This window comes from Pseudomonas sp. NPDC086112, from assembly GCF_044746425.1.
Lineage (GTDB): Bacteria > Pseudomonadota > Gammaproteobacteria > Pseudomonadales > Pseudomonadaceae > Aquipseudomonas.
This window is the reverse complement of sequence record NZ_JBIVCD010000026.1, coordinates 47,502-68,518: the sequence shown is the minus strand read 5'-3', so window position 1 is coordinate 68,518 and position 21,017 is coordinate 47,502. Positions and strand designations below refer to the sequence as shown.

General features: G+C 59.6%; 18 protein-coding genes. 6 read left to right on the top strand and 12 right to left on the bottom strand.

Annotated features, from left to right (window positions below):
• Positions 1-501 precede the first annotated feature (501 nt).
• Positions 502-711: a cold shock domain-containing protein gene (locus tag ACIPLA_RS18330; RefSeq protein ID WP_218398461.1), complete on the bottom strand. Its 210-nt coding sequence runs from the start codon at positions 709-711 to the stop codon at positions 502-504.
• 167 nt (positions 712-878) lie between these two features.
• Here ACIPLA_RS18330 and plsB point away from each other — a divergent pair, with 167 nt between their 5' ends.
• The 4 genes from plsB to ACIPLA_RS18310 all read left to right on the top strand — a co-directional run bounded on the left by plsB (position 879) and on the right by ACIPLA_RS18310 (position 5,298).
• On the top strand, positions 879-3,362 hold the full coding sequence (plsB, locus tag ACIPLA_RS18325) for a glycerol-3-phosphate 1-O-acyltransferase PlsB (protein ID WP_401174836.1): 2,484 nt from the start codon (positions 879-881) through the stop codon (positions 3,360-3,362).
• Positions 3,363-3,476: 114 nt separating this feature from the next.
• A complete protein-coding gene (locus ACIPLA_RS18320) occupies positions 3,477-4,079 on the top strand; it encodes a hypothetical protein (RefSeq protein ID WP_218398465.1) in 603 nt (200 codons plus the stop codon).
• A 103-nt stretch (positions 4,080-4,182) separates the two neighbouring features.
• Complete coding sequence (locus tag ACIPLA_RS18315) at positions 4,183-4,581, top strand: YbaY family lipoprotein (RefSeq protein WP_123498137.1); 399 nt, start codon at positions 4,183-4,185, stop codon at positions 4,579-4,581.
• A 27-nt stretch (positions 4,582-4,608) separates the two neighbouring features.
• Complete coding sequence (locus ACIPLA_RS18310; protein WP_401174832.1) at positions 4,609-5,298, top strand: DUF4197 domain-containing protein; 690 nt, start codon at positions 4,609-4,611, stop codon at positions 5,296-5,298.
• A gap of 108 nt (positions 5,299-5,406) precedes the next feature.
• Here ACIPLA_RS18310 and ACIPLA_RS18305 read toward each other — a convergent pair whose 3' ends face one another.
• The 3 genes from ACIPLA_RS18305 to ACIPLA_RS18295 form a co-directional block, all read right to left on the bottom strand.
• A complete protein-coding gene (locus tag ACIPLA_RS18305) occupies positions 5,407-6,753 on the bottom strand; it encodes a Fic family protein (RefSeq protein WP_218398469.1) in 1,347 nt (448 codons plus the stop codon).
• Between the two features lie 175 nt (positions 6,754-6,928).
• A complete protein-coding gene (locus ACIPLA_RS18300) occupies positions 6,929-10,000 on the bottom strand; it encodes an efflux RND transporter permease subunit (RefSeq protein WP_218398471.1) in 3,072 nt (1,023 codons plus the stop codon).
• 6 nt (positions 10,001-10,006) lie between these two features.
• A complete protein-coding gene (locus ACIPLA_RS18295; protein ID WP_218398473.1) occupies positions 10,007-11,107 on the bottom strand; it encodes an efflux RND transporter periplasmic adaptor subunit in 1,101 nt (366 codons plus the stop codon).
• 93 nt (positions 11,108-11,200) lie between these two features.
• Between ACIPLA_RS18295 and ACIPLA_RS18290 the strand changes: the two genes are divergently transcribed.
• On the top strand, positions 11,201-11,845 hold the full coding sequence (locus ACIPLA_RS18290) for a TetR/AcrR family transcriptional regulator (RefSeq protein WP_123498127.1): 645 nt from the start codon (positions 11,201-11,203) through the stop codon (positions 11,843-11,845).
• Positions 11,846-11,963: 118 nt separating this feature from the next.
• On the opposite strand, the gene ACIPLA_RS18285 is transcribed toward ACIPLA_RS18290, so the two are convergent.
• Complete coding sequence (locus tag ACIPLA_RS18285) at positions 11,964-12,746, bottom strand: class I SAM-dependent methyltransferase (protein ID WP_256348898.1); 783 nt, start codon at positions 12,744-12,746, stop codon at positions 11,964-11,966.
• A 93-nt stretch (positions 12,747-12,839) separates the two neighbouring features.
• On the opposite strand from ACIPLA_RS18285, the gene ACIPLA_RS18280 reads away from it, so the two are divergent.
• Positions 12,840-13,460: an energy transducer TonB gene (locus tag ACIPLA_RS18280; protein WP_401174826.1), complete on the top strand. Its 621-nt coding sequence runs from the start codon at positions 12,840-12,842 to the stop codon at positions 13,458-13,460.
• A 3-nt stretch (positions 13,461-13,463) separates the two neighbouring features.
• Here the strand turns inward: ACIPLA_RS18280 and ACIPLA_RS18275 are convergent, their stop codons facing one another.
• From ACIPLA_RS18275 to ppc, 7 genes are all read right to left on the bottom strand, one after another.
• Positions 13,464-14,159, bottom strand: a complete 696-nt coding sequence (locus tag ACIPLA_RS18275; protein ID WP_401174823.1) for an extensin family protein — start codon at positions 14,157-14,159, stop codon at positions 13,464-13,466.
• Positions 14,160-14,161: 2 nt separating this feature from the next.
• Positions 14,162-14,983 carry an oxaloacetate decarboxylase gene (locus ACIPLA_RS18270; protein ID WP_218398481.1) on the bottom strand — a complete coding sequence of 274 codons (822 nt, stop codon included), beginning with the start codon at positions 14,981-14,983 and terminating at the stop codon, positions 14,162-14,164.
• A 126-nt stretch (positions 14,984-15,109) separates the two neighbouring features.
• The gene (locus ACIPLA_RS18265) at positions 15,110-15,970 is read right to left on the bottom strand and encodes a DUF72 domain-containing protein (RefSeq protein WP_401174869.1); all 861 of its coding nucleotides are present in this window, start codon (positions 15,968-15,970) and stop codon (positions 15,110-15,112) included.
• Complete coding sequence (locus tag ACIPLA_RS18260) at positions 15,967-16,272, bottom strand: hypothetical protein (RefSeq protein WP_007940187.1); 306 nt, start codon at positions 16,270-16,272, stop codon at positions 15,967-15,969. The genes ACIPLA_RS18265 and ACIPLA_RS18260 overlap by 4 nt, the downstream gene beginning before the upstream one ends.
• Positions 16,273-16,525: 253 nt before the next feature.
• Positions 16,526-17,200: a tRNA (adenosine(37)-N6)-threonylcarbamoyltransferase complex dimerization subunit type 1 TsaB gene (tsaB, locus tag ACIPLA_RS18255; RefSeq protein WP_401174818.1), complete on the bottom strand. Its 675-nt coding sequence runs from the start codon at positions 17,198-17,200 to the stop codon at positions 16,526-16,528.
• Positions 17,201-17,293: 93 nt separating this feature from the next.
• The gene (gene adk / locus ACIPLA_RS18250) at positions 17,294-17,941 is read right to left on the bottom strand and encodes an adenylate kinase (protein ID WP_027924949.1); all 648 of its coding nucleotides are present in this window, start codon (positions 17,939-17,941) and stop codon (positions 17,294-17,296) included.
• 290 nt (positions 17,942-18,231) lie between these two features.
• On the bottom strand, positions 18,232-20,862 hold the full coding sequence (ppc, locus tag ACIPLA_RS18245) for a phosphoenolpyruvate carboxylase (RefSeq protein ID WP_401174815.1): 2,631 nt from the start codon (positions 20,860-20,862) through the stop codon (positions 18,232-18,234).
• Positions 20,863-21,017 lie beyond the last annotated feature (155 nt).

Below are 21,017 nucleotides of genomic sequence, written 5' to 3'. Positions count from 1 at the left end.
CGGATCGCCAGGCTCGGGTAACTGACCTGCACATTGGCCTCGGTACCGAGGGTATCGGCGTTCAACTCGCCGGCTGGCGCTTCGACCACCTTGAATACCGACGACTGCGCGGCGGAAATACTCTGAACATCATCCTGTTGCGGTGATGACAGGGCTGTCATTGCTCGGATGGAGGATGCGGGCGGGACATGTGTGGAAGTGGATTGCACCGCGCATCCAGCAACACCCAAGACCAACAAAATCGAAATACTTTTCCACATGACCGCTTTCCTCTCGAATGGAGCAAAGCCCTGAAAGATCTGACTCCAGGGATCGTATTTCGCGAGGGTAGGCGTGAGGGAAAAAACCGTCCACTGTCAAAACTGACAGGTGGCCATTCATACAGCATTGCTTTCAGGTTTTACTCGCTCACAAAAAAGATCGCAGCCTTCGGCAGCTCCTACAGGTGTACACAAAGCCCTGTAGAAGCTGCCGAAGGCTGCGATCTTTTGATCTTGAGGTTTACAACCCTACAACGTCTTCTGCCTGCAAGCCCTTCTCCCCGCTCACCACCGCATACTCAACCTGCTGACCTTCCGTCAGCGAGCGATGACCTTCGCCGCGAATAGCGCGGTAGTGCACGAACACGTCCACCCCGTCCTCACGCTGAATGAAGCCATAGCCCTTGGCGTCGTTGAACCACTTCACATTGCCGGTTTCGCGTGCAGCCATATCTAGTTACCCCCTTGTTTTTATTTTGAACGGCCGAGTATATGACAGCCGCGAAAACTCTCAACTCAAGTTTACTTAGGCGCTTTTTTGCCGATTTTCGGCGAATACGGCACACTATCTGCCGCCCGAGCAAACGCTCGGTTTTTTTCCACTCACGCAGAAGCCGTATGACCCGTTCCCCGTTCCGCCGTCTTGTGTTTGGCACCCTGCGCCGACTGCTGTACCTCTGGGTTCGCTCGGAGACGATCAATCAGTCGTCGTTCACCCTTAACCTCGACCGCAGCCGGCCGGTGTTCTACGTCCTGCAAAATCCTTCACTGACCGACCTCGCCGTGGTCGATACCGAATGCAGCAAGGCCGGCCTGCCGCGCCCGGTGTTGCCGGTGTCGGTAGGCGCGTTAATAGAACCCGCCGCGTTCTTTTACCTGACGCCGGAGCCCGACTGGCTCGGCCGTCAGGACAAACGCGGTGCGCCACCGACCCTGACCCGTCTGGTCAGCGCCCTGAGCCAGAACGCCGCCGAAGACGCGCAGATCATTCCGGTGAGCGTGTTCTGGGGCCAGTCGCCGGACAGCGAATCGAGCCCGTGGAAACTGCTGTTCGCCGACAGCTGGGCGGTCACCGGGCGTTTGCGTCGACTGCTGAGCATCATGATTCTGGGGCGCAAGACCCGGGTGCAGTTCTCGGCGCCGATTCATTTGCGTGAACTGATCGATCACAACAAAGGCCACGAGCGCACCGTGCGCATGGCCCAGCGGATTCTGCGGGTGCACTTTCGCAACCTGAAAGCCGCGGTGATCGGCCCGGACATTTCCCACCGCCGCAACCTGGTCAAAGGCCTGCTCAATCAGCCCTCGGTCAAACAGGCGATCCTCGACGAAGCCGAACGCGAGAACATCTCACCGGAAAAAGCCAAGGCCCAGGCCCTGCGCTACGGCAACGAAATCGCCTCGGACTACACCTACACCGCGATCCGTTTTCTGGAAGTGGTGCTGAGCTGGTTCTGGAACAAGATCTACGACGGGATCAAGGTCAACCACATCGACGGTGTGCAGAAAGTCGCCCAGGGTCACGAAGTGATCTACGTGCCGTGCCACCGCAGCCACATCGACTATTTGCTGCTCTCCTATCTTCTGTTTCGCAACGGCCTGACCCCGCCGCACATTGCCGCCGGGATCAACCTCAACATGCCGGTGATCGGCAGCCTGCTGCGCCGTGGCGGTGCGTTCTTCATGCGCCGCACCTTCAAGGGCAACCCGCTCTACACCTCGGTGTTCAACGAATACCTGCACACCCTGTTCACCAAAGGCTTCCCGGTCGAGTACTTCGTCGAGGGCGGCCGTTCGCGCACCGGGCGCATGCTGCAACCGAAAACCGGGATGCTCGCGATCACTCTGCGCAGCTTCCTGCGTTCGTCACGCATGCCGATCGTCTTCGTGCCGGTGTACATCGGCTATGAGCGCGTGCTGGAAGGCCGCACCTACCTCGGCGAATTGCGTGGCGCGAGCAAGAAGAAAGAATCGATTTTCGACATTTTCAAAGTCATCGGCGCGCTCAAACAGCGCTTCGGTCAGGTCGCGGTCAACTTTGGCGAGCCGATCAAACTGGCGGAGTTCCTCGACAGCGAACAGCCAGACTGGCGCCAACAGGAACTCGGTCCGCAGTTCAAACCGGCCTGGCTCAACGAAACCACCAACCGCCTCGGCGAAAAAGTCGCCCAGCATTTGAATGAAGCGGCGGCGATCAACCCGGTGAATCTGGTGGCCCTGGCGTTGCTGTCCACCAGCCGTCTGGCCCTGGACGATCGCGCCATGGCGCGGGTGCTTGATCTGTATCTGGCGCTGTTGCGCAAGGTTCCCTACTCCTCGCACACCACCCTGCCGGAGGGCGACGGTCGGGCGCTGATTGAGCACGTGAAAGACATGGACCTGCTGTCCGAGCAAAGCGATGCGCTGGGCAAGATTCTGTACCTGGACGAACAAAACGCCGTCCTGATGACCTACTACCGCAACAACGTGCTGCACATCTTCGCGTTGCCGTCGTTGCTGGCGAGTTTCTTCCAGAGCACCTCGCGCATGAGCCGCGAGCAAATCCTGCGCTACACCCGCGCGCTATATCCGTACCTGCAATCGGAGCTGTTCATTCGCTGGACGCTGGACGAACTCGATGGCGTGGTCGATCAATGGCTCGAAGCCTTCGTCGAGCAAGGCCTGCTGCGTTTCGAGAACGACGTGTACCTGCGTCCGGCACCGAGCTCGCGGCATTTCGTGCTGCTGACACTGTTATCAAAAAGCATCGCCCAGACTTTGCAGCGCTTTTACATGACCGTTTCCTTGCTGCTCAACAGCGGCCAGAACAGCATCAGCGCCGAAGAACTGGAAGATCTGTGCACGGTCATGGCCCAGCGCCTGTCGATCCTCCACGGCCTGAACGCCCCGGAGTTCTTCGACAAGAGCCTGTTCCGTCACTTCATCCAGACAATGCTGGACCTCGACGTGCTGCGCCGCGACGAAGCCGGCAAGTTGAGCTATCACAAACTGCTCGGCGAACTGGCCGAAGGTGCGGCCAAACGGGTATTACCGGCGGAGATTCGTTTGTCGATCCGTCAGGTGGCGCTGCATCGCAGTGAAGATGCGGCGGATCAAGTTTAGTTGAGGCTACCTGTAACTTTCTGACAATGATTACAAGAACAAGGACGTTCTTATAACCACCAAGTTATGAATTAATAGAGGTCCTCTACAACTAATCCCGATACGGATATTGCGATGAACCCATTAGAAAATATTAACCCACACGTAACGCTCACCTTTAGTTTGCCTGAAGACTTTCTGCCGCCCAGCGGTGGCGAAGGCGAAACTTATATAAGTGTTCATACCGCGAACTCTTCCACCCCCATCAAAGTGGCGCAATCCCGTGACCCCGTACTGCGTAGTGGGCGCTGGAACTTTTCATTTGCACACAACTATTCCGATGTCAGCGTTAAATACCTTGTCACCGTCAGCATGACCCACAACGGCGTTCCACTGCTGATTGACCTGGACTACTTCGTGATCGTCCATCGTGCGCCGCACCGACAAATCCTGCACCTTAGCCCTATCGGCCGCCTCTACCTCCAGGCACAGGAGCCTCAAGCGGTTCAACCTGAACACGCAGTAACCGTTGTTGCCCACGAGCACGACAATACGGCTGCACAATTGACGCAAATACATATCAGCGAAAAAATGGCGGAAGCGTTTTACCTGGAATACGATCCGGACACTGTCGTACCTGGTAAACGCTATACGCTGACAGCCACTGAAAATGAATACCGCAACTCAATTGCAGTATCTCCAGAATCCGTTGTATTGAAACCCTTTAGTAGAACCTGAAAAAGCGCTGCCAGAAGATTCATGGGGCGAAATCGCCGGAAAAAACCGTTAAATTGCCGTTGGCGTTCTTCTACTTCGAGCGCCAACGACAGGGATTCAATTCATGAAAAAACTCTCATTTCTAGGGCTTACGGCTCTACTCGCAGCCTGCCAATCAATACAACCTGCTGCGAAAACCAGCCTCAATGGCGAAGTTTTCTACCTGCAACGCATCGCCCTGCCGCCGAGCGCCACATTGAGCGTCAGCCTGCAGGACATTTCCCTCGCCGACGCGCCCGCCGTTATCCTCGACGAACACAAAGGCCCGGTCAAAGGCCAGGTGCCGCTGCCGTTTCATCTGAGTTACGATCCAGCGCAGGTCAAACCGGGCCATCGTTATTCGGTTAGCGCACGGATCGAAGTGAATGGCGAACTGATGTTCATCACCACCGAACATCATGCCGTGCAGCTGGATGGCAGCGATCCGCAGCCACTGAAAATCCGCGTCGACGCCGCCCGCTAATTCTCTATTTTGAACAAGGAAGCCGCCATGCTCCGCCCTACCCTTCGCTTCGCCGGCCTGTGCGCAGGCTTGATAATCTGCGCCAACGCCTTGGCCTTGTCGCTCAATGACCTGTCGCAACAAGACGCCACCGGCGGTCTCAAGGACGCTCTGACCCAAGGTGCGCAACTGGCCGTTAAACAACTCGGCACACCCGGCGGCTTCAGCAACAACCCGGACGTGAAAATCGAACTGCCGGGCAAGCTGGGTAAGGTCGCCAAGAAAATGAAACAGTTCGGCATGGGCGATCAGGTCGATCAACTGGAAACCAGCATGAACAAAGCGGCTGAGGCGGCCGTGACGCAGGCTCAGCCGATTCTGGTGGATGCGGTGAAGAAGATGACCGTGGAGGATGCCAAGGGGATTCTCGGCGGCGGCAAGGACTCGGCGACTCAGTACCTGAGCAAAACCAGCCGCGAGCAGATCCGCACCAAGTTCCTGCCAATCGTCAAACAAGCCACCGACCAGGTCGGCCTGGCCCAGCAATACAACGCGTTCGCCGGACAAGCCGCGACCCTGGGCGTGCTGGATGCGAAAAACGCCAACATCGAAAGCTACGTGACCGAGCAGGCGTTGAACGGTTTGTTCGAGATGATTGGCAAGCAGGAACAAACCATTCGCCAGAACCCTGCGGCGGCGGCGACCAGTTTGGCGAAGAAGGTATTTGGTACGCTCTAAGCCTCAACTCCGATCCTGTAGGAGCGAGCTTGCTCGCGATTGCGGTGTGTCAGCCACAGTATGTCGACTGACACGGACTCATCGCGAGCAATCTCACGCCCCCGGGAATCAGACCGCGGACGCTGCCCGCAGGAAGAACACCCACTCGCGCCCCATCCTCCTTTTCTCGAACACCATCAACTCGACCAAACCATTCAGAGTGGCTGACGCGGTGTTGTAAGAGCAGTTCAGATTCTCCTTCACATTGACCGCCGTGAACTCCTTGGCCATACCACTCTTGGCCACTTGGTATACGGCTCGCTGTTTCTCGGTCAATCGGTCGAAAAAACCAGACTCCAGCAGCCATCGATCAAAGCTTTCGGTATAGGCCAGGCTTTTTCGATAAGCCTCGGTAAAAGCGCTGACAGCCCGGGAGATGACTGAACACTGGAAATCGATGAAGTAGGTCAGGTCCAGATCATCGGCCTCGGTATTCAGATACGAGCGCCCGTATTTCACCGGCGCATTGCGCAGCAACAAGCTGATCGCGATGTAGCGAAAGGCCGAGAAGTCATTCTTGAACATGAACCAGTAAAACAGTGCCCGTGCGACCCGGCCGTTGCCATCGCGAAAAGGATGCTCATAACCCAGTGCAAAATGCAGCGCGATTCCTTTGATCAATGGATGAAGGTAATCCACTTGACCGGGATCGTCGTGAGACTGGTTGATCCACTTCGACAGCACCTGCAATCGCGACACGAGCCCCGCTGCGGGAGGCGGCGTATGCACGGTATTACCTTCGCCATCCTGCACCACCACGTCATCGTTGACCCTGAAGGCACCCGGTGAATATTGCGGGTCATCGATACCTTCGACGCCGACACGATGCATCGCCGCGATCAGCTCGACGCTCAAGGGCTCATATCGCTTTTCCCAGGCGAAGTTCATCATCTTGTAGTTACCGATGACCATCCTCTCATCCGGCGTACGCGGCAGGCGCTTGCGCTTGAGCATGTCCTTGGCCACCCGGGTGGTGGTTGCCGCGCCTTCGAGCTGGCTGCTGCTGATGGCTTCGTCTTCGATCAGATCGTTGAGCAGATAGCTGAAATGCGCTCGTTCGCCGATCTGGCCAGTCATGTATTCCAGCGCTGCCGTCGTCGCTTGTCGATCGACGGCCGAAACAGCTTTCTGGGCCAATGGGGTCAGCACAAATTGGCCCCATTGAATGGGCTCGCACAATGGCAAAATGCTGGAATACTGTGCGGTCCGGGCTTTCTTGACCAAGGCCCAGCACAGGTTCGCATCCAGTCCAGGCGCCCAGCGGTAGCGCAACTCATCGAAAGGAAGGTAGCGGCCCTGATCGTCCAGCGGCTTGAGCAGTGCGAGGTAGTCCGAGAGGCGTTCCTTGTGGGGTGACTGCCCCAACAGATCGAACACCGGGTCGGATCTGCCCCTGAGCATGGGCGGTTTTTTCATTATCGGTGTCTCAAAAACTCACGAAGTTGAGTCTTGAGTACAACAGCGCACCTACGTTGACTCAATATCAGACGGATCTGAAATATGTGTAGGAGCTTGGACCGCCTTCGCGGGCGAGCCTCGCTCCTACAATGGAGTGACCATGGTCGGCCCGAAGGCCGCCAAGATCAAACAATCACACCGGCTCTTGCTTGACCCTGAACCAAGCCGCATACAACGCCGGCAAAAACAGCAACGTCAACGCCGTCGCCACAATCAGCCCGCCCATGATCGCCACCGCCATCGGCCCGAAAAACACACTGCGCGACAATGGAATCATCGCCAGCACCGCCGCCAACGCCGTCAGCACAATCGGTCGGAACCGCCGCACCGTCGCCTCGATAATCGCCTGCCAAGGCTTAAGCCCGGCAGCGATGTCCTGCTCAATCTGATCCACCAGAATCACCGAATTACGCATGATCATCCCGGACAAGGCGATGGTCCCGAGCATCGCCACAAAACCAAATGGCTGGCGGAACACCAATAGAAACAGTGTCACACCGATCAGCCCCAGTGGCGCCGTCAGAAACACCATCACCGTGCGTGAGAAACTGCGCAGTTGCAGCATCAGCAACGTCAGCACCACCACAATGAACAACGGCACGCCAGCATTCACCGAGCTCTGCCCACGGGCCGAGTCTTCCACCGTACCGCCGACGTCCAGCAAATAGCCGTCCGGCAATTCGGCGCGAATCGGATCCAGGGTCGGCATGATTTGCTGCACCAGTGATACCGGTTGTTCCTTGCCGTAGATGTCGGCGCGAACCGTCACGTTGGGCAGGCGGTTACGGTGCCAGATGATGCCTTCTTCGAAGCCGTATTCCAGCGTCGCGATCTGCGACAGCGCCACGCTGCGACCGTTGTCGGTCGGCACGGCCAGGCTTGGCAGCAACGCCAGCTCGGTGCGCTCATGCACCGTGCCGCGCAGCAAGATCTCGATCAACTCGTTGTCTTCGCGGTACTGGCTGACGCTGGCACCGGTCAGCGAGCTGCGCAGGAAACCCGACAGGTTCGCCGTGCTCACACCCAGCGCCCGTGCGCGGTCCTGATCGACGTTCAGATAAACGACTTTGCTCGGCTCTTCCCAGTCCAGATGCACGTTGGCCACGTGTGGGTTCTCGCGAACCTTGGCCGCGACTTTACGGGCCAATGCGCGGACTTCCTCAATGTGCTCACCGGTGACCCGGAACTGCACCGGATAACCAACCGGAGGACCATTCTCCAGCCGCGTGACCCGCGAACGCAGGGCCGGGAATTGTTCATTGAGGGTTCCAATCAGCCAGGTGCGCAGGGTTTCGCGGTCTTCGATGGTTTTGGCCAGCACGACAAATTGCGCAAAGCTCGCAGCCGGAAGTTGCTGATCCAGCGGCAGGTAGAAACGCGGCGAACCGGTGCCGACGTAAGCCACGTAGTTGTCGATCCCGGCCTGATCCTTGAGCAGGCCTTCGAGGCGTTTGACCTCCTCGGCGGTGTTACTCAGGGAGGCACCTTCGGCCAACTTCAGATCGACCATCAACTCCAGTCGCCCAGAAGCCGGGAAAAACTGCTGCGGCACGAAACGGAACAACACCACTGAGGCGACGAACATCACGATGGTCAGGACGATCACCGTTTTGCGCCGGCGCACGCACCACTCCACTAGCCGTCTGACGCGCTGATAGAACGGCGTGCCATAAGGGTCGGGTTGGCCGTCGCCAGTGCCATGCTTGGCGGCGTGAATTTTCGCCAGGTCCGGCAGGAGTTTTTCCCCCAGATAAGGCACAAAGACCACGGCGGCAATCCACGATGCCAACAGGGCGATGGTCACCACCTGGAAGATCGAGCGGGTGTATTCGCCGGTGCCCGATTGCGCGGTGGCAATCGGCAGGAAACCGGCAGCGGTGATCAGCGTTCCGGTGAGCATCGGGAACGCAGTGCTGGTCCAGGCGTAGCTGGCGGCTTTGACCCGGTCGAAGCCCTGCTCCATTTTGATCGCCATCATTTCCACGGCGATGATTGCGTCGTCCACCAGCAACCCCAGCGCCAGTACCAGCGCGCCAAGGGAAATCTTGTGCAGGCCTATTCCCAGGTAATACATGCAGGCGAACGTCATCGCCAACACCAGCGGAATCGCCAGCGCCACCACCATGCCGGTGCGCACACCGAGGGAGAAGAAGCTCACCAGCAATACAATCGCCAGCGCCTCCACCAGCACCTGAACAAACTCGCCGACACCGGTTTTCACCGCGGCGGGTTGATCGGACACCTTGCGCAACTGCATGCCAGCCGGAAGATTCTTCTGGATCCTGGCGAATTCGACTTCCAGCGCTTTGCCCAGAATCAGAATGTCACCACCGCTTTTCATGGCCACGGCCAGGCCGATGGCGTCTTCAGCCATGAAGCGCATGCGCGGCGCCGGTGGATCGTTGAAGCCACGACGAACGTTCGCCACATCGCCGATGCGGAACGTGCGATTGTCGACCCGGATCGGGAAGTTCTTGATCTCGTCGACGGTCTGAAAATTCCCCGAAACCCGTAGCTGCAAACGCTCGCTGGTGGTTTCGAAGAAACCTGCGTTGGACATCGCGTTCTGCTCTTCAAGCGCCTGCTGCACCGTCGCCAACGGCAATCCGAGGGTGGCCAGTTTGACGTTGGAGAGCTCGATCCAGATTTTCTCGTCCTGCAGCCCGAGCAAGTCGACCTTGCCCACATCCTTGACCCGTTGCAGCTGAATCTGGACGCGGTCGGCGTAGTCCTTGAGCACCGCGTAATCAAAACCTTCGCCAGTCAGGGCGTAAATGTTGCCAAAGGTGGTGCCGAATTCATCATTGAAAAACGGGCCCTGGATGCCCGGTGGCAGGGTCTGACGGATGTCGCTGATCTTCTTGCGGACCTGATACCAGAGGTCCGGGATTTCCACCGAATGCATGGAATCCCGCGCCATGAACGTCACTTGGGACTCGCCCGGGCGGGAGAACGAGGTGATCCGTTCGTACTCGCCGGTTTCCATCAGTTTCTTTTCAATACGCTCAGTGACCTGACGCGACACTTCCTCGGCCGTGGCCCCCGGCCAGTTGGTACGAATTACCATGGCCTTGAAGGTGAACGGCGGGTCTTCACTTTGGCCCAGCTTGGTGTAGGACAATGCGCCGACGACAGCCAGCAAGAGCATCAGAAACAGTACGATCTGGCGGTTACGCAGCGCCCATTCGGAAAGATTGAAACCCATCGGGGATTACTCCTTGTGCGCCAGATTGACCACACGGTTGGAGCGATCCACCGGGCGTACTTGCTGCCCGTCGTGAAGCACATGAACACCGGCCGCCACCACCCAGTCGCTGGCGTTCAGGCCTTCAAGCACCGGCACGGTTTTCTCACCGAATGCACCGACCCGCACCGGGGCTTTCTTCAGGGTGTTGTTGGCGCCGACCACCCACACATAAGTGGCACCGTTTTCCGCAGTGACCGCCGACAACGGCACCGACAACGACACCACATCGGCGGTCTGGATGTACACCCGGGCACTCTGGCCCAGTTCGGCGGGAACCTTGCCAGCGGTAAATGCAATGCGAGCGGCGAAGGTGCGCGATTTCGGGTCGGCCGCAGGCGACAACTCACGGATGCGTCCGGGGAAACGTTGATCGGGTTGGGTCCAGAGTTCCACCGAGACCGGTTGGCCGACCTTGAAGCGACCAAAACTCTGCTCCGGCAGGCTGATCAACACTTCGCGTTCGCCATCGGTGGCGAGGGTAAACACGGTTTGCCCGGCCGCGACCACTTGCCCGACTTCAACCGCACGCTTGGCCACCACGCCATCCTGCGGCGCGCGCAGCACCGCGTAACTGGCCTGATTGGTCGAGACGTTGAATTCGGCTTTGATTTGCTTGAGGCGTGCTTCACCGGAGCGGTAGAGGTTTTCCGCATTGTCGTACTGCGAGCGGCTGACCATCTGCCGCTCCATCAGGGTCTTGTAGCGATCACGCTCGGCGCGCACCAGGTTCAGATTGGCTTCGGCGGCAGCGACCTGGGCGCGGGTGGCTTCCAGTTGCAGGCGCACGTCCTGAGGATCGAGTTCCGCCAGAGGCTGGTCGGCCTTGACCCGCTGGCCTTCCTCGACCAGTCGTCGGCTGACTTTGCCACCAATGCGGAAGGCCAGATCAGGCTCATAGCGCGCACGGACTTCACCGGGATAACTCTCCATGGCCTGAGCCGAGGGCTCTGGCTGAACGACCATGGCCGGGCGGACGGTGACTTGAGGCGCCTCTTCATGGCCGCACGCAGACAATAAAAAAGCCAGGCTGACCGGCAATGCGAGGGGCAAGGCATAGCGGAACATGGGAAAGGACCTTTCGCTAATGGTGCTTTGAATAATTATACTGACCAGTATGTTATTAATAGCAAACTCACCAGTCCAGTATTAAAGCGAAGAATGTCTGACAATCTTTCCATACCCAGCGGTCCGGGCCGTCCCAAGGATCTGGCCAAGCGCCAGGCCATCCTCGATGCGGCAAAAATCCTGTTTCTGAGCAAGGGATACGCCAACACCAGCATGGATGCCGTGGCGGCCGAAGCCGGCGTGTCGAAGCTGACGGTCTACAGTCATTTCAACGACAAGGAGACGCTGTTTTCCGCCGCCGTCATCGCCAAGTGCGAAGAGCAATTGCCGCCCCTTTTCTTTGAATTGCCGGAGGGCATCGCGGTGGAGACCGTGCTGCTGAACATCGCACACGGCTTTCATCAGCTGATCAACAGTGATGAATCGGTGAACCTGCATCGGCTGATGATGACGCTGGGTAGCCAAGACCCGAAACTCTCGCTGATTTTCTTCCAGGCCGGGCCAGAACGCGTACTTCACGGAATGGAGGGGTTGCTGAACAAGGTCAATCAGAGCGGCGCATTGAGTATCGACAAACCGCGCAATGCCGCCGAGCATTTCTTTTGCCTGCTCAAGGGGGCGGGAAATTTCCGGTTGCTGTATGGCTGCGGCGAGCCGGTGACCGGGGATGCGGCCGAAGCCCATGTGCGGGAAGTGGTGGGGTTGTTTATGCGGGCTTATCGGCCGGAGTCGGTCTGATAGTTTATTCAGTGACCGGACTGACGCCTTCGCGGGCAAGCCTCGCTCCTACAGATTATTGCGCAACAACTCAAATCCTGTAGGAGCGAGGCTTGCCCGCGAATGGGGCGACGCGGTCTTAAGTCTTGAGCGCTTTCTTCGGATAAATGTCGTATCGGCTGGACTTGCCATCCAGCGCATGACTCGGCTTCGGCCCATCGATGCACGGCGCCTTGCGCGGGCGTTTGACTACCACCCGGTGACTGGCCAGGGCCAATGCCGCTTCAAGCAATGCCGGTGCATCCGGGTCATCGCCGACCAGCGGCCGGAACAGGCGCATTTCCTTCTTCACCAACGCGGTTTTCTCGCGATGGGGAAACATCGGGTCGAGGTAGATCACCTGCGGCGGCTCGCCTTCCCAGTTGCGCATCACTTCGATCGAATTGCCCTTGAGCAAACGCATCCGCGCCACGATCGGCGCCACGTCGAAATCTTCCGCGCCGCGGGCCAGGCCATCTTCAAGCAACGCGCCGATCAGCGGCTGGCGCTCGATCAGGCTCATCTCGCAGCCCAGGCTCGCCAGCACGAACGCATCCTTGCCCAGCCCGGCCGTGGCGTCCAGCACGCGCGGACGCACGCCTTGGGCGACGCCGACCGCTTTGGCAATCATCTGACCGCTGCCACCGCCGTACAACCGACGATGGGCCGCGCCACCTTCAACGAAATCCACCCGCACCGGTCCCGGTGCATCCGGCCCCAGTTGTTGCAGCTGCAACCCCTGCTCGCCCACCTGCAAGGCAAACTCGCCGTCATCCACCTGCAACGGCAACCCCAGGCGCTCGGCCCATTGCTCGGCCTGTGGCTGAAAGGTCGTGCCCAAGGCCTCGACATGGATGCGGCAGGCCGCAGGTTGCTCAATCATGGGAAAACACGCTCAAAAAATTAATGATCGGCAAAAACGGCCGATAACCAAACTATCGAGCATTTTGCCAGAGCTGAGCGTCGACCGAGAGAAATGTCAGACATTCAACGCACATCGATAGGTTACATCTCGCCCCACGGCGATTTTGGCCTGCGAAATTCCCAAGCACTGAGCGGCGTCAGTCACCTGTGGCAGGATTTTTTTGCCCAGGCCCTGGCCGATCAGTCGGGCGATGTCGTGCCGGAGTCTCTCAACTTTCCACCGGTTGATCTCGATAGCCCGGTCGAACCGACCGTTGGCAGTGAGCTGCTGGCGCACATCATTTCCCAGCGCGAATGTGATGTGATCGAAACACCCGTCCGCCCGCCAGAGCCACTGTTCCTGCCGATTGCCGAGTTCGAAATGGACCTGGCCGACAAACCTTCCCCGCCGTTCCCGCCGGAAGAAATCGTCGCGCAACAGAAACAACAGGACTTCGAAAGCGGCTGGGTACGCCCGATCGTGCTCACCGCCGGTCAACCGCTGCCAGAGCCTGGCATCGCACCGCAACCGCGTCCGCTACGCTTGCCGATTGCCGAGTTCGAACTTGAGCTGCTGGACAAACCGTTCCCGCCTTTCTCGCCCGAAGAGCTGGTGGAACAACAGAAACAATTGGATTTCGATAACGGCTGGGCACGCCCGATCGTTCTGCAGAACCTGCGCATCGCCGCATAACCCTCAGCGGCACCGCCACCACGGCCCGACATCCACATGAAAGTGGTTGCGATGGGCGGCGTTGTAGTCCGGGCTCAACACCACACTGAACATATCGCAGGCGCCGTCGCGGACCTGACGCAGAAATCGCGCGTCCTGGTTATCCTTCGGCCAATCCCTGAGCACGCTGATCGATCGGCCGTCCGCCAGCCGGAATCCGCTGATATCCAGCGCATCGGCCGTGGCATGCTGGCTGCGTCTGCCGTTTTCGCGGTTGTAGACGTTGCGACAGGCGAAGCTGCCGAGATGGTCGACCCGTTTCACCGCCTGCCCGTAGACGGCCTGAGCCGCCGGTTGCAGGGCGTGGCGCTCAAACAAGGCGAACGCTACTGCCAGGCTGCAACTGGCGAGGAAACTGCTGCTCAGCGCCGCCTCGCCACCTTGCACACGCAAGGTGTTGGTCAACGGGCAAGTCGCGTCCGGGCTGTCGGCCTGACGAGCCACCCGCAAACCTGAGCTGCTCAGGACCTGGTCGCATAACTGCGGGTCATTGCGCAGGCGCATCAGTTTGTAGCGGGTCAGCAGGTTCGGTTCGGCCGTTACGTCCAGCGGCGCCAAAGGGTTCCATTGCGCAGGAATGGAAACCCAGCCGCGCCCGACGCTCAACCCGGCAGCGCCGATGATCAACAGCACCAGCAACAGCCCCCACCGAAACCGCATCGTCAGCCTTTGAACAATTTATTGGCCTTCTGGAACGGCATCGACCGAGAGGTAAAACCGAAGGTCCCGTGTTGCTGGATTTCCTCGGCGGCGCGGAAGAACTCGCCATAGGCGGCCAGGGCCAGGGCCGAACCGACGCTGATGCGCTTGACGCCCATTTCACTCAACTGCTCGACCGTCAGCTTGAGCCCGCCGGACATCAACACATTGACCGGTTTCGGCGCCACGGCGCGAACCACCGCCAAGACTTCTTCAGCGTTGCGCAAGCCCGGTGCGTAAAGCACGTCGGCCCCCGCCTCGGCGAATGCCTGCAAGCGGCGAATGGTGTCGTCGAGGTCAGGATTGCCGTGCAGAAAGTTCTCGGCACGCGCCGTCAGCATGAAGGGGAAAGGCAAACTGCGAGCCGCCGCGACAGCCGCTTCGATACGCGCCACGGCATGCTCGAAGCAGTAGATCGGACCGTCCTCACGCCCCGTGGCATCTTCGATCGAACCGCCGACCGCTCCGGCCTTTGCCGCACGCACAATACTTTGGGCGCAGTCAGCGGGGGCGTCGGCAAAACCGTTTTCGAGATCCACCGCTACCGGTAGATCAGTGGCTGCGACAATCGCTTCAACGTTCGCCAGGGTTTCATCGAGCGTCAGCCCACCATCGGGACGCCCCCGGGAAAAGGCGTAACCGGCACTGGTGGTCGCCAGCGCCTCGAAGCCAAGGCTGGCGAGCATTTTCGCCGAGCCGGCGTCCCAAGGGTTGGGAATGACAAAAGCGCCCTCGCGTTCATGCAGTGCTTTGAACGCCTGGGCTCGAAGGGTTTGCGCATCCATTGGCAGGCTCCTGAAAAAAGGGGAAAGATAAACCGCTTTTCGTAGGAGCCAGGCTTGCCGGCGAAGGCGCACTCAAGGACGCCTTCGCCGGCAAGCCTGGCTCCTACAGCTGGGAAAGAAGCCGCTTCAGAGCAAGCCAAGTTGCTCGGCGGCGGGCTCTCTGTATAGCTCAGGCAGCGGTGCCAAGCCAGGCAAACGCAGCATCAGTTGTGCGTGAAAACGTTGGGCGAGTTTTGCCGCCAGCAGGTTATCGGCGGTGTGCAGGAAGATATAGGGCGTGCGGCCCTCTTCGATCCAGAGAGCGATTTTCTCGACCCACGGCACCAGGAATGGATCGTTGGCTTCAAGCACAGGATGGCCGATGAAACGCACCTGTGGGAACTGAGTAAACGCCGCAGGACGAGGCGGCACCCTGGGCTTTTTCGATTGGGCGTGGAGCACCGAAGGATCGGTCGAGGTGCAGCTGAACAGCGCTCGCGGATCAAGGCAGATACGCTCGACACCACGATCCAGCAACAGGCGATTGAGCATCCGCTCGGCATCGCCCTTGGCGAAGAACTCATCGTGTCGCACTTCGACCGCCAAGGGCCGATCCACCGCGTCAATAAAACCGGCCAGCTCGGACAAACGTTGCGGGGTGAAGCTTTTCGATAATTGCAGCCATACCGGCGAAACCCGTTCACCCAGGGGGCTGAGCAATTGCAGGAAGGTTTCGGTGGCGGTCAATTGCTCGCGCAGGTCACCGCTATGGCTGATGTCGCCGGGGAACTTGGCGGTGAAGCGAAAGTGTTCGGGCATGGTTTCGGCCCAGCGCTGCACAGTGGCGGCAGACGGGCTCGCGTAGAAGGTCGTATTGCCTTCCACGGCGTTGAACACTTGAGCATAAAGATTGAGAAACTCGGCGGGCCTGGCGTCTTGTGGATACAAGTAATCGCGCCAGGCGTTTTCACTCCAGGACGGGCAGCCGAGGTAGTAAGGCAGCATCAGATGTACAGGTCGAGACCCAGTACATCCGCATCCCAATCGACAAAAGTGGCGGTGCTCAGGTAACTGGCCAGTGCCATCGCCACACTTTTGCTCATGGCGCGGTGATAAATCATGTCTTGTTGGCGGGCGGGCAGATTGCTCAGGCGTTGTGCGGAAGCTTTGGCGGCGCGGGCGGCCAATTGCTCTTCGGTAGGGAATTCCAGCTCGCCGTCGATATCGACGGAGTCATCCTCGGACACATGGCCTTTGCGAGGCTTGCGCTTGATGGGGTAGGACTGAGAGGAAACGCCGTCTATACGCATAAGTGCATGCTCGGTATCGATGATGGCAGCTTAGTGGCACATAGCCCACTTCGCAAACTGCCGAGTGATAACTAGAACACAGAAAAGTGAAAAGGTTTAAAAGCGGCGGGTAGAAAGTGACGATTGGCTATAACCGGGGAGATTGCCTTCGCGGGCAAGCCTCGCTCCTACAGGATATCGCCGATATTTCGACTGGCTACAAAACCTGTAGGAGCGAGGCTTGCCCGCGAAGGGATCAACCCGACAACAAGGATTAACGCGCTTTGGGCGTCGCGACTTTATCGCGCAGATACACCGGCTGCGCCTGATCGGCCACGATCGCTTCACCGCGTTCCCAGGCAAAGCGCGCCAGGGTCAGCAGGTCTTCGGCGTGGGGCAGCATGCCCGCGTCCTGCCCGCTCAGGTTGACGGCAATGCGCTCGGCATACCCCCAACCAGTGCCTGCGCCGAACCACTCGCCGCTGGCATCGGCCGGCAATACAGCGGCTTCCGGTGGCAGTACTGCTTCGTTGCCCACCAACCGCATCTCCCCCGCCGTTTCGCGGTAGCAACCCCAATACACCTCATCCATGCGCGCATCGATGGCCGCTGCGACCTGGCTGACGCCATGTTCGCGATAAGCCCGCTGGGCGAGTACGGCGAGATTGGAGACCGGCAACACCGGGCGATCCAGCGCAAACGCCAGCCCCTGCACCACGCCGATGGCGATCCGCACACCGGTGAACGCGCCCGGACCACGGCCGAACGCAATGGCATCGACCGCTTGCAGCGTGGTCCCGGCATCGGCCAGCAGGTGCTGGATCATCGGCAGCAGCTTCTGCGCATGCAGGCGCGGGATCACCTCGTAATGACTCGTGACTTTGCCGTCATGCAGCAAAGCAACGGAGCAAGCTTCAGTCGCGGTGTCCAGGGCCAGCAAGGTGCTCATCGATGTTTCCGTAAGAGAAGTCAAAAAAAGTGCGCCAGTATAAACAACTACGGCCCGCAAGCGGGCCGTAGAAGATGAAGCCGATCAGACTTTTCAGCTCAGTGCTTCAAGCACCTTGCCGGTGATCGCTTCAACCGAGCCGACGCCTTCGACGTGGCTGTACTTCGGTTTGCCTTGAGCGGCGGACAGCTCCTGGTAAAACTTCACCAGAGGCTCGGTCTGGGCGTGGTAGACCGACAGGCGATGACGCACGGTTTCTTCAGTGTCGTCTTTGCGCTGCACCAGCTCGTCGCCGGTGATGTCGTCTTTACCGGCAATTTTTGGCGGGTTGTAGACGATGTGGTACACGCGGCCGCTGGCCTCGTGAACACGACGGCCAGCGATACGCTGAACGATGTCTTCGTCTTTAACGTCGATTTCCAACACGTGGTCCAGCTCAACGCCGGCCTTCACCAGGGCTTCAGCCTGAGGAATGGTGCGCGGGAAACCGTCGAACAGGAAACCGTTGGCGCAATCGGCCTGGCTGATGCGTTCCTTAACCAGATTGATGATCAGGTCATCGGAAACCAGACCACCGCTATCCATGACGCTCTTGGCGATCAGGCCCAGCTCGGTACCGGCTTTTACCGCAGCACGCAGCATGTCGCCGGTAGAGATTTGCGGAATGCCGAATTTCTCGGTGATGAACTTAGCCTGAGTACCTTTACCGGCCCCGGGAGCTCCCAGCAGAATGACGCGCATTAGATGTGCTCCTCAATTTTTTATATAGATAACGTCAGATTCGCCTCTTGGGGCCAATCTCAAAAATAGGATCGCGACCGCCCAAACGGCCAAAGGCTGATCAAGATACACAGCGGGCCCTGCCCACACAAGCCGCCGAAAGTCGGAGAAACCCGCCCCTTACGAGACCCTGCGAAGGGGTAACCCAAGTCGCAACCCCATCATTAACTGTCGCGTGACAGACCTTTTCGAGCGCTCGCCAACAGGCACTCGACGCTCGCGCCGGGTGCCTGTTCCCCACGACGAAAACCTTAGCCGGTATTTCGCAAACCGGCGGCAATCCCCGCCACAGACACCAGTAACGCCTGTTCTACCGGGCTGCCCTGAGCTACATCCTGTTGCCGCGAACGTGCCAACAGTTCGGCTTGCAATAGATGCAGCGGGTCGAGGTAAGTGTTGCGCAGACGGATGAATTCAAGGGTGGCTGGGCTATGTGCCAGTAGCTGCGACTGACCGGTCAACCCCAGGACCACTGCACAGGCCTGCGACAATAGGTCGCGTAAATGCGCCCCCAAAGGGAGCAGATCCGGCTCGACCAGACGCTCATCGTAAGACTGGGCGATGTCGGCGTCGGCCTTGGCCAGCACCATTTCCAGCATATCGATGCGGGTACGGAAGAATGGCCACTGCTCGCGCATCTGCCCCAACAGCTCACCCTCGCCACGCTCCAGCGCCTTTGTCAGCGCTGCTTCCCAGCCCAACCAGGCCGGTAACATCAAGCGCGTCTGGGTCCAACCGAAGATCCACGGAATGGCGCGCAGGCTTTCGATGCCGCCAGCGCGGCGCTTGGCCGGACGGCTGCCCAACGGCAAACGCCCCAACTCCTGCTCCGGGGTGGACTGGCGGAAATACTCGACGAACTGCGGATTTTCCCGCACCACGGCGCGGTATGCCTTGACGCCATCGGCGGCCAATTCGTCCATCAAATGGCGCCAGGCAGGCTCAGGGGGTGGCGGTGGCAACAAAGTCGCCTCCAGCACTGCCGCCAGGTACAGATTGAGGTTTTGCTCGGCGATGTCCGGCAGGCCGAATTTGAAACGAATCATTTCCCCCTGCTCGGTGGTGCGGAAACGCCCCGCCACCGACCCCGGCGGCTGCGACAGAATCGCCGCGTGCGCCGGGCCACCACCACGGCCCACGGTGCCCCCGCGACCGTGGAACAACAGCAGCTCCACTTGCTGTTCGCGACAGATGTCGACCAAACGCTCCTGCGCCCGATACTGCGCCCAGGCCGCTGCGGTGGTGCCAGCGTCCTTGGCCGAGTCGGAATAACCGATCATCACTTCCTGCGGCCCTTGCAGGCGCGAGCGATAGCCCGGCAACAACAAGAGTTTTTCGATCACCGGGCCGGCGTTATCGAGGTCGGCGAGGGTTTCGAACAGCGGCACCACGCGCATCGGCCGCAATACGCCGGATTCTTTGAGCAGCAATTGCACGGCCAGCACGTCGGAAGCGGCACCGGCCATGGAAATCACATACGAGCCGAGGGAAGCCCCCGGTGCCGCGGCGATTTCCCGGCATGTCGCCAGCACTTCGGCGGTGTCGGCAGACGGCTTGAAGTACGCCGGCAGCAATGGCCGACGATTGTTCAGTTCGCGCATCAGGAAGGCGATGCGCTCCTCTTCGCTCCAGTCCTCATAACGGCCCAGGCCGAGGTAATCGGTGATTTCGGTCATGGCCGCCGAGTGGCGCGACGAGTCCTGTCGCACATCAAGGCGCACCAGAAACAGCCCGAACGTCACCGCACGACGCAGGCAATCGAGCAACGGGCCATCGGCGATGACGCCCATGCCGCATTCATGCAGCGAGTGGTAGCACAGCTCCAGCGGGTCCAGCAGGTCGCGGTTGTTTTGCAACACATCGGCCGACGCTGGCGTGTTTGCCGTCAGGGATGCGTGGGCCCAATTACGGGTCGCGCGCAGACGTTCACGCAATTGTTTGAGCACTGCGCGGTAAGGCTCGGCGCTGTCGCCGGCCTTGGCTTTCAACTCGTCACTGGCCTGCTGCATCGACAACTCGGCGGCGAGGTGATCAACATCGCGCAGGTACAAATCGGCGGCCATCCAGCGCGCCAGCAGCAACACTTCGCGGGTTACGGCGGCGGTGACGTTGGGGTTGCCGTCGCGGTCGCCGCCCATCCATGAGGCAAAGCGAATCGGTGCGGCTTCCAGTGGCAGGTGCAGGCCGGTGGCGGCATGCAGGGCCTGATCGGCCTTGCGCAAATAGTTGGGAATCGCCTGCCACAGCGAATGCTCGATCACCGCGAAGCCCCACTTGGCTTCGTCCACCGGTGTCGGGCGGGTACGGCGGATTTCTTCGGTGTGCCAGGCTTCGGCGATCAGGCGCTGCAACTTCGTTTTGATCTGCTCGCGCTCGGCGGTAGTCAGGTCGCGATGGTCTTGTGCGGCCAGTTGCGCGGCGATCGCGTCGTACTTCTGGATCAGCGTGCGACGCGCCACTTCGGTGGGGTGCGCCGTCAATACCAGTTCGATTTCCAGCCGGCCCAATTGCCGGGCCAGGGACTCGGCGTCATGGCCCGCAGTCAGCAGGCGAGCGAGCAATTCCGGCAACACCCGGGCCTCGAACGGCGCAGGCTGCGATTCTTCACGTCGATGAATCAGCTGATATTGCTCGGCGATATTGGCCAGATTGAGGAACTGGTTGAACGCCCGCGCCACCGGCAGCAACTCGTCTTCGCTCAACTGGTTGAGGCTGGCGCTGAGTTCGGCGTCCATCGAACCGCGACGGTCAGCCTTGGCGCCTTTGCGGATCTGCTCGATCTTGTCGAGAAAGTCGTCCCCGTACTGTTCACGAATGGTGTTGCCCAACAGCTCACCCAACAGGTGAACGTCCTCGCGCAAGCGTGCATCAATATCGGTCATCAGCAGTTCTCCAGCGAAAATCCGGGTGGCTATGCTCAATGTCAGTGTAGGAGCCAGGCTTGCCGGCGAAGGCGCTCTCAAGGACGCCTTCGCCGGCAAGCCAGGCTCCGACACAGGGCGTGGGGGGAATGCTGTGTTGTTAGTAGCTCTGGTGA